This window comes from Nocardioides sp. B129/18 (assembly GCF_055282735.1).
This window is the reverse complement of sequence record NZ_JBUZJI010000004.1, coordinates 130,525-142,686: the sequence shown is the minus strand read 5'-3', so window position 1 is coordinate 142,686 and position 12,162 is coordinate 130,525. Positions and strand designations below refer to the sequence as shown.

General features: G+C 74.3%; 12 protein-coding genes. 4 read left to right on the top strand and 8 right to left on the bottom strand.

Features of this window, described 5'->3' with window-relative positions; translation table 11 throughout:
• Nucleotides 1-2 precede the first annotated feature (2 nt).
• From ACZDWJ_RS04605 to ACZDWJ_RS04595, 3 genes are read right to left on the bottom strand one after another with little or no spacing between them, the layout of a single operon-like run.
• The gene (locus ACZDWJ_RS04605; RefSeq protein WP_463519740.1) at nucleotides 3-794 is read right to left on the bottom strand and encodes an Fpg/Nei family DNA glycosylase; all 792 of its coding nucleotides are present in this window, start codon (nucleotides 792-794) and stop codon (nucleotides 3-5) included.
• Between the two features lie 59 nt (nucleotides 795-853).
• Nucleotides 854-1,336, bottom strand: a complete 483-nt coding sequence (locus ACZDWJ_RS04600) for a GNAT family N-acetyltransferase (protein WP_463519739.1) — start codon at nucleotides 1,334-1,336, stop codon at nucleotides 854-856.
• On the bottom strand, nucleotides 1,333-2,265 hold the full coding sequence (locus ACZDWJ_RS04595; RefSeq protein ID WP_463519738.1) for a quinone oxidoreductase family protein: 933 nt from the start codon (nucleotides 2,263-2,265) through the stop codon (nucleotides 1,333-1,335). The genes ACZDWJ_RS04600 and ACZDWJ_RS04595 overlap by 4 nt, the downstream gene beginning before the upstream one ends.
• A gap of 106 nt (nucleotides 2,266-2,371) precedes the next feature.
• On the opposite strand from ACZDWJ_RS04595, the gene ACZDWJ_RS04590 reads away from it, so the two are divergent.
• A complete protein-coding gene (locus ACZDWJ_RS04590; protein ID WP_463519737.1) occupies nucleotides 2,372-3,250 on the top strand; it encodes an aldo/keto reductase in 879 nt (292 codons plus the stop codon).
• Here the strand turns inward: ACZDWJ_RS04590 and ACZDWJ_RS04585 are convergent.
• The 4 genes from ACZDWJ_RS04585 to ACZDWJ_RS04570 are packed head-to-tail and all read right to left on the bottom strand — an operon-like array spanning nucleotide 3,216 to nucleotide 6,369.
• Nucleotides 3,216-3,812, bottom strand: coding sequence for a YczE/YyaS/YitT family protein (locus ACZDWJ_RS04585; RefSeq protein WP_463519736.1), 597 nt, complete (start codon nucleotides 3,810-3,812; stop codon nucleotides 3,216-3,218). The genes ACZDWJ_RS04590 and ACZDWJ_RS04585 overlap by 35 nt on opposite strands.
• Nucleotides 3,813-3,825: 13 nt before the next feature.
• Complete coding sequence (locus ACZDWJ_RS04580) at nucleotides 3,826-4,230, bottom strand: DoxX family protein (protein ID WP_463519735.1); 405 nt, start codon at nucleotides 4,228-4,230, stop codon at nucleotides 3,826-3,828.
• A 34-nt stretch (nucleotides 4,231-4,264) separates the two neighbouring features.
• Nucleotides 4,265-5,194, bottom strand: a complete 930-nt coding sequence (locus ACZDWJ_RS04575; RefSeq protein WP_463519734.1) for a serine/threonine dehydratase — start codon at nucleotides 5,192-5,194, stop codon at nucleotides 4,265-4,267.
• Between the two features lie 59 nt (nucleotides 5,195-5,253).
• Complete coding sequence (locus ACZDWJ_RS04570) at nucleotides 5,254-6,369, bottom strand: Leu/Phe/Val dehydrogenase (RefSeq protein WP_463519733.1); 1,116 nt, start codon at nucleotides 6,367-6,369, stop codon at nucleotides 5,254-5,256.
• Between the two features lie 181 nt (nucleotides 6,370-6,550).
• Between ACZDWJ_RS04570 and ACZDWJ_RS04565 the strand changes: the two genes are divergently transcribed.
• From ACZDWJ_RS04565 to mraY, 3 genes are all read left to right on the top strand, one after another.
• The gene (locus ACZDWJ_RS04565; RefSeq protein WP_463519732.1) at nucleotides 6,551-7,042 is read left to right on the top strand and encodes a DinB family protein; all 492 of its coding nucleotides are present in this window, start codon (nucleotides 6,551-6,553) and stop codon (nucleotides 7,040-7,042) included.
• Nucleotides 7,043-7,046: 4 nt separating this feature from the next.
• Entirely contained in the window at nucleotides 7,047-9,413 is a 2,367-nt protein-coding gene (locus ACZDWJ_RS04560) for an ATP-binding cassette domain-containing protein (RefSeq protein ID WP_463519731.1), read from the top strand.
• Nucleotides 9,414-9,519: 106 nt separating this feature from the next.
• Nucleotides 9,520-10,605, top strand: coding sequence for a phospho-N-acetylmuramoyl-pentapeptide-transferase (mraY, locus tag ACZDWJ_RS04555; protein ID WP_463519730.1), 1,086 nt, complete (start codon nucleotides 9,520-9,522; stop codon nucleotides 10,603-10,605).
• Nucleotides 10,606-10,663: 58 nt separating this feature from the next.
• On the opposite strand, the gene aspS is transcribed toward mraY, so the two are convergent.
• Nucleotides 10,664-11,968, bottom strand: coding sequence for an aspartate--tRNA(Asn) ligase (aspS, locus tag ACZDWJ_RS04550; protein ID WP_463519729.1), 1,305 nt, complete (start codon nucleotides 11,966-11,968; stop codon nucleotides 10,664-10,666).
• Between the last annotated feature and the right edge of the window lie 194 nt (nucleotides 11,969-12,162).

Here is a 12,162-nt window from a genome sequence, read left to right as displayed (position 1 = left end):
GGTCAGGCCTGACAGGACGGGCACCAGAAGAGCCGTCGCGCCACCATCTCCTCGTCGACCACCTCGGTGCCGCAGCGGCGGCACGGGAGCCCGGCGCGACCGTAGACGTAGTGCGCGTCGACCCGGCGGACCCGGCCGCTGGGACGCTCGCGGTCGCCCGGCTCGGTGGTGATGATGCGGCCGACCCGCACGCCGTCGCGCAGCAGCTCGGCGAGGTCGTCCCACATCGCCTGCACGGCCTCCGGGCGCACCTCGCGCCCGGGACGGTGGGGCTCGATGCCGTGTCGGAAGAGCACCTCGGCGCGGTAGACGTTGCCGACCCCGGCGATGACCGCCTGGTCCATCAGCAGCCCGCCGATCGGCGCCCGGCTGCGTCCGACCCGGGTCACGAACCTCTCGACGTCGGCGTCGCGGCGCAGCGGGTCCGGCCCCAGCCGGGCGAGGATCGCGTCGCGCTCGGGATCGGTGAGCACCTCGCAGGCCGTGGGGCCGCGCAGCTCGAGCCAGTGGTCGTCGGAGACCATGCGCATGCGCAGTGCGCCCTTCGGCTCCGGCGCCGGCAGCGGCCCGTCCCGGAACTTCCCGAACAGCCCCAGGTGCACGTGCACCCACAGGTCGTCGTAGCGGTGGAAGAGGTGCTTGCCCCACGCGTCGGTGTCGTCGAGCACCTGCCCGTCGACGATGGCCGCGCCCTCGGCGAAGCGGCCCTGGGGGCTGTCGACGTGCACCTGCTTGCCGCGGAAGAGGCGACGCTGGGCGCGCGCATGTCGGTGGATGGTGTGTCCCTCTGGCACGCCCCTCATCGTGACGGGCCCGCCCAAGCCGCCCTCGCGGACCGGGTCGTCGCCCCGCCTCAGAGCGTGCGCTTGAACCCGACGTGCGTCGCCCGGAACCCGAGGTCGGCGTAGAAGCGGTGCGCACCGGAGCGCGAGGCGTCGGAGGTCAGCTGCGCCAGGGTCGCGCCGCGCCCGCGACCGAGATCGAGCAGCAGCTCGAGCAGCGCGCGGCCCAGGCCGCCGCCGCGCAGGTCGGAGGCGACGCGCACGCCCTCGATCTGCCAGCGCAGGGTCGCGCCGCGGCTGAGCCCGACGAGCAGCGTGGCCTGCGCCGTCGCGACCACGCGGTCGTCGAGGCGGGCGACGACGAGCAGCTCGTCGGGGTCGGCGTCGAGCCGGTCGAAGGCCTCGAGGTACGGCGCGAGCTCCGCGCTCTCGCGATGCCGGCCCAGCTCGTCGTCGAGCAGGAGCGCCCGGATGGCGGCGACGTCCTCGCGCCGGGCGCGCTCGACGAGCACCTGAGCGCGACCGAGGTCGAGCCGTGCGGGCAGGTCGCTCACGGCAGCAGCGCGAACGAGCCGCCGGGGTGGCCCTCGGCGAGCAGGGCGAGGGCGGCGACGGCCTCGTCGAGCGGGAAGGTGCGTGCCACCGGGACCTCGAGCCGGCCCTCGCCGGCCGCGGCCAGCAGGGCGGGGCGGGCGGCGTCGCGGAAGGCGGCGCTGACCGGGTCGGAGCCCGCGAGGGCGCGGATGCCGTCGGGCGCCACGCGGTGCTGAGCGGCCACCGTGACCACCCTGGCCGGGCCGACGAGCAGCAGGCTCGCGTCGATCGCCTCGTCGGTGCCGGCGGCGTCCAGCGCGGCGGCGTAGCCCTCGGACGGCGCGAGCGCGAGCAGGCGGTCGAGCAGGCCGGGGCCGTGGGCCACCGGGACGGCGCCGTAGGAGCGCAGCAGGTCGTGACGGGCGGGGCTGGCCGTGCCGACGACGCGGATGCCGAGGTCGCGGGCCTGCTGGCACAGGCTCGTGCCGACGGCCCCGGACGCCCCGTGGACGACGACGGTGGCGCCGGCGGTCGCGCCGCTCACCTCGAGCAGCTCGGCCGCGGTGGTGCCGGCGAGCAGCAGGTTGGCGGCGGCCTCCCACGAGAGGCCCACGGGCTTGGGGAGCACGGCGCTGGCCGCGACCGTGAGCCGCTCGGCGTACCCGCCCTGCACGCGGAAGGCGACCACCTCGTCGCCCACGGCCAGGCCCTCGACCTCGACGCCCACCGCCTCGACGGTGCCGGAGACCTCGTAGCCGACCGGACGCGGCTCGGTGAACCGCCCCCGGGCGACGTGCTTGGCGTCGGCGGGGTTCACCCCGGCCGCGCGCACGAGGATCGTCACCTCACCGGGACCGGGCGCGGGCACCTCCTGCTGGACCAGCCGCAGCACCTCGAGCCCGCCGGGCCGTCGGGCCACCCAGACTCGTGTCGTCCCGAGATCGCGCATGGTCGCAGCCTTCCACGGCGCCCACGGGCTCAACCGTCCGGTCCCGTCGCCTCACCCCGAGTGGGGGCGGTGAGCCTGACGTCCTCGCATCGGGTAGGACTGAGGGATGCAGACCCGCACCCTCGGCAACGACACCGTCGGACGCACTGAGATCGGCGTGATCGGCCTCGGCGTCATGACCTTCACCCAGACCGAGGAGGTGCCGCGCGAGCAGCTCCTCGACACGCTGCGGGCCGCGCTCGACGCCGGTGTCACGCTGCTCGACACCGCCGACGCCTACGGTCCCGCCGAGCTGGGCCTCCAGGCGCAGGGCGCCAACGAGCGTCTGCTCGCCTCGCTGCTCGACGAGCTCGGGGTGCGCGACCGCGTGCTGGTGGCCACCAAGGCCGGACACGTGCGCACCGACGACGGCGGCTGGGGCCTCGACGGCTCCGCCGACCACCTGCGCAGCGCGGTCGACGCCAGCCGCGAGCGCCTGGGGGTCGACGTCATCGACCTGTGGCAGCACCACCGGCCTGACCCGGCCGTCCCGTACGAGCAGGTGCTCGAGACGCTGCGCGAGGTGCACGCCTCGGGCAAGGTCCGCATGGTCGGGCTCTCCAACGCCGACCCCGCGCAGATCCGCCTGGCGCACGAGGTGCTCGGCGACGCGCTCGTCAGCGTCCAGAACCAGTTCTCCCCGGCCTTCCGCACCAGCGCGCCGGAGATCGAGGTCTGCGAGGAGCTCGGCCTGACGTTCCTGCCGTGGAGCCCGCTCGGCGGCCTCGGCAACGCCAAGGGCCTGGGCACCGAGCACCCGGCGTTCGCCGAGATCGCTGCCGAGCGCGGCGTCTCACCGCAGCAGGTCGCGCTCGCCTGGGCCATCGCGCAGTCGCCGTGCGTCGTCCCGATCCCGGGCGCCAAGCGGCCCGCCTCGGTCGTCGACTCCGCTGCCGCGGCGGAGCTGGTGCTCAGCCCCGACGAGCTGGCGCGTCTCGACGCCTGACGGCGAGCACGGGCACGCGCGTCCCGAGCCAGCCCACGAACGGCCCCAGGCCGAGGCTGACCAGCAGCGTGCCGGGGCCCACCGCCGCGCCCAGCAGCCAGCCGACGATCGCGGCGAGGGCCTGCACCACGGGGTAGGCCCAGCGGAAGGGCAGAGGCGGATCGAACGCGAGCGCCGCGCCCTCCGTGGGACCGGCGCCCAGGCCCACCGACAGGTAGCCCGCGACGCCCACCGCCAGCACCGGGAAGGCGATGAGGAGCAGCAGGATCCGCACGGCGAGGGAGTCGGGCTGCTCGAGCATCCCGAGGAGCACCGAGACGGTGACGCCGGAGACCACCGGCTGCACCAGCGTCCCGACGCCGGGGAGCTGGCGGCGCGTGGCCGCCAGCAGCACGAGCGCACCGCCGACGACCACGCTGACGATCCAGAAGTCGACGTCGGTGGCGCGGTTGAGGCCGCTCAGCAGCGTCGAGTAGCCGTCGGACCCCAGCCCGGCGGTGAGGACGAGCGCGACGCCCACGCCGAGGACCACGCAGGAGCCGACCAGACCGAGAGCGCGCACGCGCGCATGCCTATCAGGTGCGGTCGCGACGCCGGTCGCGCAGGGTCTCCCCGGCCCACAGGGCCCAGGCGATGAGCACGGGCTGGAAGAACAGCCGGAGGAGGCGGGCCCGGTCGGAGTCGAGGCCGAACGCGTCGGTGCCCTCGACGTACTGGGCGATGTTGCCGGGGAAGATCGCGACGTAGAACAGAGCCAGGAGCGCGCCCACGCGGCCCCGGTGGCGCGGCAGCGCGACGAACGCCGCGCCCAGCCCCACCTCGGCGACGCCCGAGGCGAGCACGGTGAGGTCGGCGTCGACCGGGAACCAGTCGGGCACCTGGGCCTGGAACTCCTGGCGCTTGACGGTGAGGTGCAGGACGCCGGCGGTGACCATGAAGCCGCCGAGGACGAGGCGGCCGAGGGTGCGGGGTGCGCTCATGGCGGCGAGCCTAGGAGCCGGCTCGCGGCCGGCGTCACACCCCGGCGGCGTCGGAGAGGTCGCCCGGGTCGGTGTTGGCGCCGCAGACGACCACCGCGACCCGCTCGCCGGGCCGCGGCTCGTATCCGCCCCCGCCGAGCCCTGCCAGAGCCGTCGCGGCGCCGTGCTCGGCGACCAGGCGGTGCTCGCGCCAGAGCCGTCGCCGCGCCTCGAGGATCGCCTCGTCGCCGACCAGCACGGTGACGGGTGGCTCCGCGGCGATCGCCGCCCAGGCGTGGTCCCCGAGCCGTCGCGCGCCCAGCGAGTCGGCGGCGACGCCGCCCACGGCGACGTCGACGGGGCCGTCGGCCGCGAGCGCCGCGTGCAGGGTCGGCGCCCGCTCCGGCTCCACGGCCACCACGCGGGCCCGCCCGCGCACGGCGGCCGCGACCCCGGCGTAGAGGCCGCCGCCTCCCACCGCGACCACGACCGTGTCGACCTCGGAGTCCTCGAGCAGCTCCAGCGCGAGCGTCCCCGCGCCGGCGACGACGTCGGTCTGGTCGTAGGCGTGCGCCAGCAGGGCCCCGGTGTCCGCGGCGTGGCGGGCCGCCGCGTCCGCTGCCTCGGCGTACTCGCGTCCGACGCGTCGGACCTCGGCGCCGTAGGAGGCGATCCGGTCGACCTTCACCTGCGGCGCGCCGGTGGGCACGAAGACCACCGCGGGCACCCCGAGCCGGCGCGCGGCCCAGGCCTGCGCCAGGCCGGCGTTGCCGCCGGAGGCGACGACGACGCCGTGGTCGAGACGGCCCTCCTCCTGCGCCGCGAGCTGCGCATTGAGCGCGCCGCGGGTCTTGAAGACCCCGCAGTGCTGCAGCAGCTCGAGCTTGAGCACGGTTCCGTCGCCGACCTCCAGCAGGGGAGTGCGGCGGACGGCGGAGCCGAGCCGGGCACGGGCGAGGACGACGTCGTCGGCGGTCAGCAGCACGACGCCATCATCGCCCGTGCCGAGTCGGCGGCAGCGCGCGACCGGCGCGGGCCGGTGGCTCAGCGCAGCCAGATGCCGCGCAGCCGGCCGACGTCGCGCATCCGGCGCTCGGCGAGGCGATCGGCGGCCACGGCGGGGGAGACGCCCTCGCTCGCCGCGAGCTCGAGCACCGAGGCGGTCGTGTCGAAGATGCCGCGCGCCCGCTGCTCGGCCCGCTCGAAGCGGAAGCCGGCGGGGTCGAGCTCGTCGGCCACCTGCATGAGGCCGCCGGCGTTGACGCAGTAGTCGGGGGCGTAGACGATGCCGCGCTCGAGCAGGGTCTTCTCGACGCCCGCGTGGGCCAGCTGGTTGTTGGCGGCACCGCAGACGATCCTCGCGGTGAGGGTCTCGACGACCTCGTCGGTGAGCGCACCGCCCATCGCGCAGGGGGCGTAGACGTCGAGCTGCTGGGACACCAGCGCCTCGGTGCTCTCGACGGCCACCACGGCGGGGTGCTCCTCGCGCAGGCGGTCGACGGCGGGGGCGTGCACGTCGGTGACGACGACCCGGGCGCCGTCGGCGAGCAGGTGACCGACGAGGTGGCGTCCGACCTTGCCGACGCCGGCGACGCCGACGGTGCGGCCCTCCAGCGAGGTGCTGCCCCAGGCGTGCTGGGCCGAGGCGAGCAGGCCCTGGTAGACGCCGAACGCGGTGAGCACCGAGCTGTCGCCGGCCCCGCCGTGGGCGACGGTGCGGCCGGTGACGAAGTCGCACTCGCGGGCGATGTCGTCCATGTCGGGGGAGAAGGTGCCGACGTCGCAGGCGGTGTAGTAGCGGCCGCCGAGGGACTGCACGAACCGGCCGTAGGCGCGGAAGAGCGCCTCGGCGCCACCGCGGGCGCGCACCTGCGCGGGGTCGCCGAGGATGACGGCCTTGCCGCCGCCGAGGTCGAGCCCGGCCAGCGCGGCCTTGTAGGACATGCCGCGGGAGAGGTCGAGCACGTCGGCCAGGGCGGCGTCGGTGGAGGCGTAGGGGTAGAAGCGGGTGCCGCCCAGCGCCGGGCCGAGGGCGGTGGAGTGGATGGCGACGATGGCGCGCAGTCCGGTGGCGGGGTCGTTCGCGACGACGACCTGCTCGTGCTCGTGGGCGGCCTCGAGGAGGTCGAGGGCGCGCGTCGGGGTGCTCTGCTGGGTCATGGGTGAACCCGTCCTTCGGTGATCAGGAGCCGGGGTGGTGGCTCGCGCTGTGCCCGCGGGTGTGGTGCGGGTCACCCCAGCGTAGGGCCGGCGGCGGTCCCACCGCACGCCGACGCGACCACCGCGGACTGTCGGCGGCGACCGCTAGCCTCGGGCGACCGACGACCTCCAGGAGCCCGCCATGAGCACCGATCGTGAACGCCGCGACCTCGCGGCCACCCTCCACCAGCACCGCGGCCTCCTCCGCGGCACGCTGCGCGACCTCGACGAGGCGCAGGCCCGCAGCACCCCGAGCGCCAGCGAGCTGTCCCTGGCCTCGCTGATCAAGCACGTCGCCGACACCGAGGCTGGCTGGATCGCCTTCGCGCGCACCGGCACGATGCCCGGCACCGAGTCCTGGAGCGGCGAGGACACCCGCTTCCTGCTGGGGGAGGAGCACACGGTGCCCGTGCTCCTGGCCCACTACGACGCCGTCGCCGCTGACACCGACGCCTTCCTCGCCGACGCCGACCTCGACGCCGAGCACCTGCTGCCCGAGGCCCCGTGGTTCCCGCCGGGCACCTCCTGGACCGTGCGCCGGGTGCTGTGGCACGTCCTGGCCGAGACCTCCCAGCACGCCGGGCACGCCGACATCATCCGCGAGTCCCTCGACGGCGCGAAGTCGATGGGCTGAGCCGGTGGTCGACGCCTCGCCCCATCCCGCCGACCGCCACGACCGCCTCCGCATCGAGGGCGCGCGGGAGAACAACCTGCGCGACGTCTCGCTGACGCTGCCCAAGCGCCGGCTCACGGTCTTCACCGGCGTCTCCGGCTCGGGGAAGAGCTCGCTGGTCTTCGCCACCGTCGCCGCGGAGTCGCGGCGGATGATCGACGAGACCTACAGCGCCTTCGTGCAGGGCTTCATGCCCAGCCTGGCCCGCCCCGACGTCGACCGGCTCGAGGGGCTCACCACCGCCATCGCGGTCGACCAGGAGCCGATGGGCGCCAACGCGCGCTCCACCGTCGGCACCGTCACCGACGCCCACGCCCTGCTGCGCACGCTCTTCAGCCGGCTCGGCGACCCCTACGTCGGTCCGCCCACGGCGTTCTCGTTCAACGTCCCCACCCGGCGGGCCAGCGGCGTCATGTCGGTGGAGCGCGAGGGCGGCCGCGTCGAGCGCACCAGCGTCCGCGACGTCGTCTACCTCGGCGGCATGTGCGCCCAGTGCGAGGGCCGCGGCACCGTCTCCGACCTCGACCTCACCGCCATCGTCGACGAGACCCGCTCGCTGGTCGAGGGCGCGATCCTCGTGCCCGGGTACACCGCCGACGGCTGGATGGTGGCGGCGTTCAAGGCGATGGTGCCCCCGGACGTCCCGATCCGCGACCTGACCCGCGCCCAGCGCGACGACCTCCTCCACGGCAAGCCCCGCAAGATCAAGGTCGAGAACGTCAACGTCACCGCCGAGGGCCTGATCCCGAAGATCCGCAGGTCGATGTTCTCCAAGGACCCCGACTCCCTGCAGCCTCATGTGCGGGCCTTCGTCGAGCGCGCGGCCACCTTCGGTCGCTGCTCCGAGTGCGAGGGCACGCGCCTGAGCTCCGCGGCTCGGTCCTCGCTGATCCGCGGCGTCAGCATCGCCGACGTCTGCTCGTGGCAGGTCAGCGACGCCGCCGCCTGGCTGCGCGAGCTCGACGAGCCCTCGGTCGCGCCGTTGCGCACGGCGCTGCTCGACCTGCTCGACTCCCTCGACGAGATCGGCCTGGGCTACCTCGCGCTCGAGCGTCCCTCCGGCAGCCTGTCGGGTGGCGAGGCCCAGCGACTGCGGATGATCCGCCACCTCGGCTCGGCGCTGACCGACGTCACCTACGTCTTCGACGAGCCCACCGTCGGACTCCATCCGCACGACGTCGACCGGATGAACCGGCTGCTGCTGCGCCTGCGCGACAAGGGCAACACCGTGCTCGTGGTGGAGCACAAGCCCGAGACCATCGCGATCGCCGACCACGTCGTCGACCTCGGCCCCGGGGCGGGCTCGGCCGGCGGCACGATCTGCTTCGAGGGCACGCTCGAGGGGCTGAAGGCCTCCGGCACCCTCACCGGCCGTCACCTCGCCTACCGCGCTGCGCTCAAGCCCGCGGTGCGCGAGCGCACCGGGGCCCTCGAGATCCGTGGCGCGACCCGCCACAACCTGCGCGACGTCGACGTCGACGTCCCGCTGGGCGTGCTGTGCGTCGTCACCGGTGTGGCGGGCTCCGGCAAGAGCTCGCTAGTGCACGGCTCGATCGCCACCCGGCCCGACGCCATCGTGGTCGACCAGACCGCCATCCGGGGCTCACGACGCAGCAACCCCGCCACCTACACCGGGCTGCTCGAGCCGCTGCGCAAGGCGTTCGCGAAGGCCAACGGCGTCAAGCCGGCGCTGTTCAGCGCGAACTCCGAGGGCGCCTGCCCCACGTGCACGGGCAACGGCATGATCTACACCGAGCTCGGCTTCATGGAGACCGTCGCCACCGTCTGCGAGGACTGCGGCGGACGCCGCTTCCAGCCGTCGGTGCTCGAGCTCCACCTCGGCGGCCGCTCCATCGCCGACGTCCTCGACCTGCCGGTCGAGCAGGCCGTCGCCTACCTCGCCGCACCCGAGTCCCGGGTGCCGGCTGCGGCCGCGATCGCCGAGCGCCTCGCCTCCGTGGGGCTCGGGTACCTGCGGCTCGGCCAGCCGCTCTCGTCCCTGTCCGGCGGCGAGCGGCAGCGGCTCAAGCTGGCGGTGCGGATGGCCGATCCGGGCGGCGTCATCGTCCTCGACGAGCCCACCACCGGCCTGCACCTCGCCGACGTCGAGAACCTCCTGCGGCTGCTCGACGCCCTCGTCGACGAGGGCCGCTCGGTCATCGTCGTCGAGCATCACCTGGCCGTCATGGCGCACGCCGACTGGATCATCGACCTCGGCCCCGGCGCCGGCCACGACGGCGGACAGGTGGTCTTCGAGGGCACCCCGCACCACCTGGTGGCGCGCGCCGACACCCTCACCGGCGAGCATCTGGCGCGGTACGTCGCGGGGTGAGCACCCGCCGCGCGTCGACTCGGGGGTCGGGGCCGGGCGCCGGTAGGGTCCAGCCGCGCCTCCACGTCTCGGGGGACCGCCACCACCGACGAGAGGAGCCGAGCCGATGAGGGCCATCCTGCTCAGCGGTGCGCTCGGCGGGATCCTGGCGCTGTTCGGCACCAGAGTCGCGATCGGCTGGTTCGTCCGTCGGGGCTTCGGTCAGCCGATCCGCGCGGACGGCCCGACCACGCACCACGTCAAGCGCGGCATCCCCACGATGGGTGGCCTGGTGATCGTGGTGGCGTCGGTGCTGGCGTACCTGATCGCGACGTTCGCCTCCGGCTCGGCGCCGAGCGCGAGCGCCTGGCTGCTGCTCCTGCTCTTCGTGGGCTGCGGCGTCATCGGCTTCCTCGACGACTTCCTCAAGGTCTACACGCAGAACAACGCCGGCCTGCCCGGACGGCTGAAGATGCTCGGCCAGACCGTCGTCGCCGTCACCTTCGGCTACCTCGCCACCCAGCTGTTCGCCGACGAGCGGGGTGTCCACCCGGCCTCGCAGCACCTCTCGACCACCCACGACTGGGGCGTCCGCCTGCCGTTGGTCGTCACGCTGGTGCTGATCTGGTTCATCGTCACGGGCACCTCGAACGGCGCGAACCTCACCGACGGCGCCGACGGACTTCTCGCCGGTGCCTCGGCGATGATCCTCGGTGCGTACGTGATCGTGAACATCTGGCAGAACAACCAGCTGTGCGGATCCTCCCGGCCGACGCTGGTCGCGTCGCAGTGCTACGAGGTGCGCGACCCCCTCGACCTCGCCGTGCTGGCCGCGGCGATCTCCGCGGCGTGCGTCGGCTTCCTGTGGTGGAACGCCAAGCCGGCGCGCATCTTCATGGGTGACGTCGGCTCGCTGGCCATCGGCGCGGCCGTCGCCGGGTTCGCGATCCTCTCGCGCACCGAGCTGCTGATGGCGCTGATCGCCGGGCTGTTCGTCGTCGAGGTGCTCTGCGTGATGCTGCAGGTCGGCACCTTCAAGGTCACCCGCAGGCTCACCGGCACCGGGCGTCGGATCTTCCGCATCGCCCCGATCCACCACCACTTCGAGCATCTCGGCTGGGACGAGGTCACCGTCGTCATCCGCTTCTGGATCGTCGCCGGTCTCTTCGTCGCCGGCGGCCTCGGCGTGTTCTACGGCGTCTGGCTGATCTGACCACGACCGCACCGGTACGAGGTCGGACCGCCGCGTCGGCGGTCCGACCTCGCGGTCGTCACGGCGCCAGCCGGTGGAGGTCGCGCGGGAACAGCGTGACCTCCCGGATGTTCGTGGCCTCGAGCAGCCGCGCCACCCACCGCTCCAGACCGATGGCGAAGCCACCGTGCGGGGGCATGCCGTGGGCGAAGGCCTGCAGGTAGGTCGCGTACGCCTCGGGCGACTCACCCCGGACGGCGAGGGCGGCGAGGTGGTCGGCGTGCCGGTGCAGCCGTTGACCGCCCGTGACGAGCTCGAGTCCGCGGAAGAGCAGGTCGAAGCTGTTGCTCCAGCGGGGGTCGTCGGGCTGCGGATGGGTGTAGAACGGTCGCTTGACCATCGGGTAGCCCTCGACCGCGAGCACCTCCGAGCCGTGCCTCTCCCACGCCCAGTCTCCGAGGGCGCGCTCGTGCTCGGGTGCGAGGTCCGGCTCGTCGGCAGGTGCGCCGACCAGTGCGAGGGCGTCGGCGAAGTGGATCACCGGGATCTCCTCCGGGATCACCGGCAGCCTCACGCCGAGCCGCGCGACGGCGTCGGACTCCTCGCGCACCGCCTCGACCATGCCGGCCAGCACGCTGCGGAGCACGCGGATGACGTCGCGATGGTCGTCGATGAAGCCGAGCTCGACGTCGAGGGAGAGGTACTGCGCGAGATGCCGGACGGTGTCGTGCGGCTCGGCGCGGAAGACCGGACCGACCTCGTAGACGCGCTCGAACACGCCGACGAGCTGCTGCTTGTGCAGCTGAGGGCTCTGGGCGAGGAAGGCGGGACGCCCGAAGTAGTCGACGCCGAACACGTTCGCTCCCGACTCGGTGGCCGACTCCACGAGCTTCGGCGTCGCCACCTCGGTGAAGCCCTGGGCGTCCAGGGTCGTGCGGAAGCCGCGCAGGCTCGCGGCCGCCAGCGTCCACGCGGCTCGGCGCGCGGGATGGCGCCAGGTGACCGCGGCATGGTCGAGCAGCGTCGGCAGTCCCGCGGCGAGCCTCGGGCGCCACAGCTCGACGGGCGGGGTGTCCGCGGGCTCGCTCAGCGCGCTGATCCGCGGGCTGGTGACCTCGACGCCGCCCGGCGCCTGCGGGTTCGGCGTCGCTACGCCGACGATGCTCACCGGCGTCTCCTCCGGCGGCAGGGATGCGTCCGCGGGGGAGTGATCCTCCGGGCGCACGACCACCTGGGCCGTTCCGGAGCGGTCGCGCACCACGAGGAAGGCCACCGTGGCCAGCTCGCGGCGGCGATGCACGTGGCCTTGCAGTCGGACGGTGGAGCCGGGCGCCACGCGAGGCAGGTCGGCGGTCAGCGTGCGGGCGGGCTCGGGTGGTCTCATCTCGTCCTCCAGGAAGTGGGAGCCCTGGAGGTGCGGGCGGGGGCCAGATCGCGGTGCCACCACACCTTCGCCGATGAGTCGTCGGCCTCTCGTCGGTGACGCCGGACGCGCGGGCGCCCGCTCGCCTCGCGGCCGAGGGGCGTCACTCCCTCGCGGTCACCGAGGTCGACGCTAGACGCGGGCGAGTGCTCCTC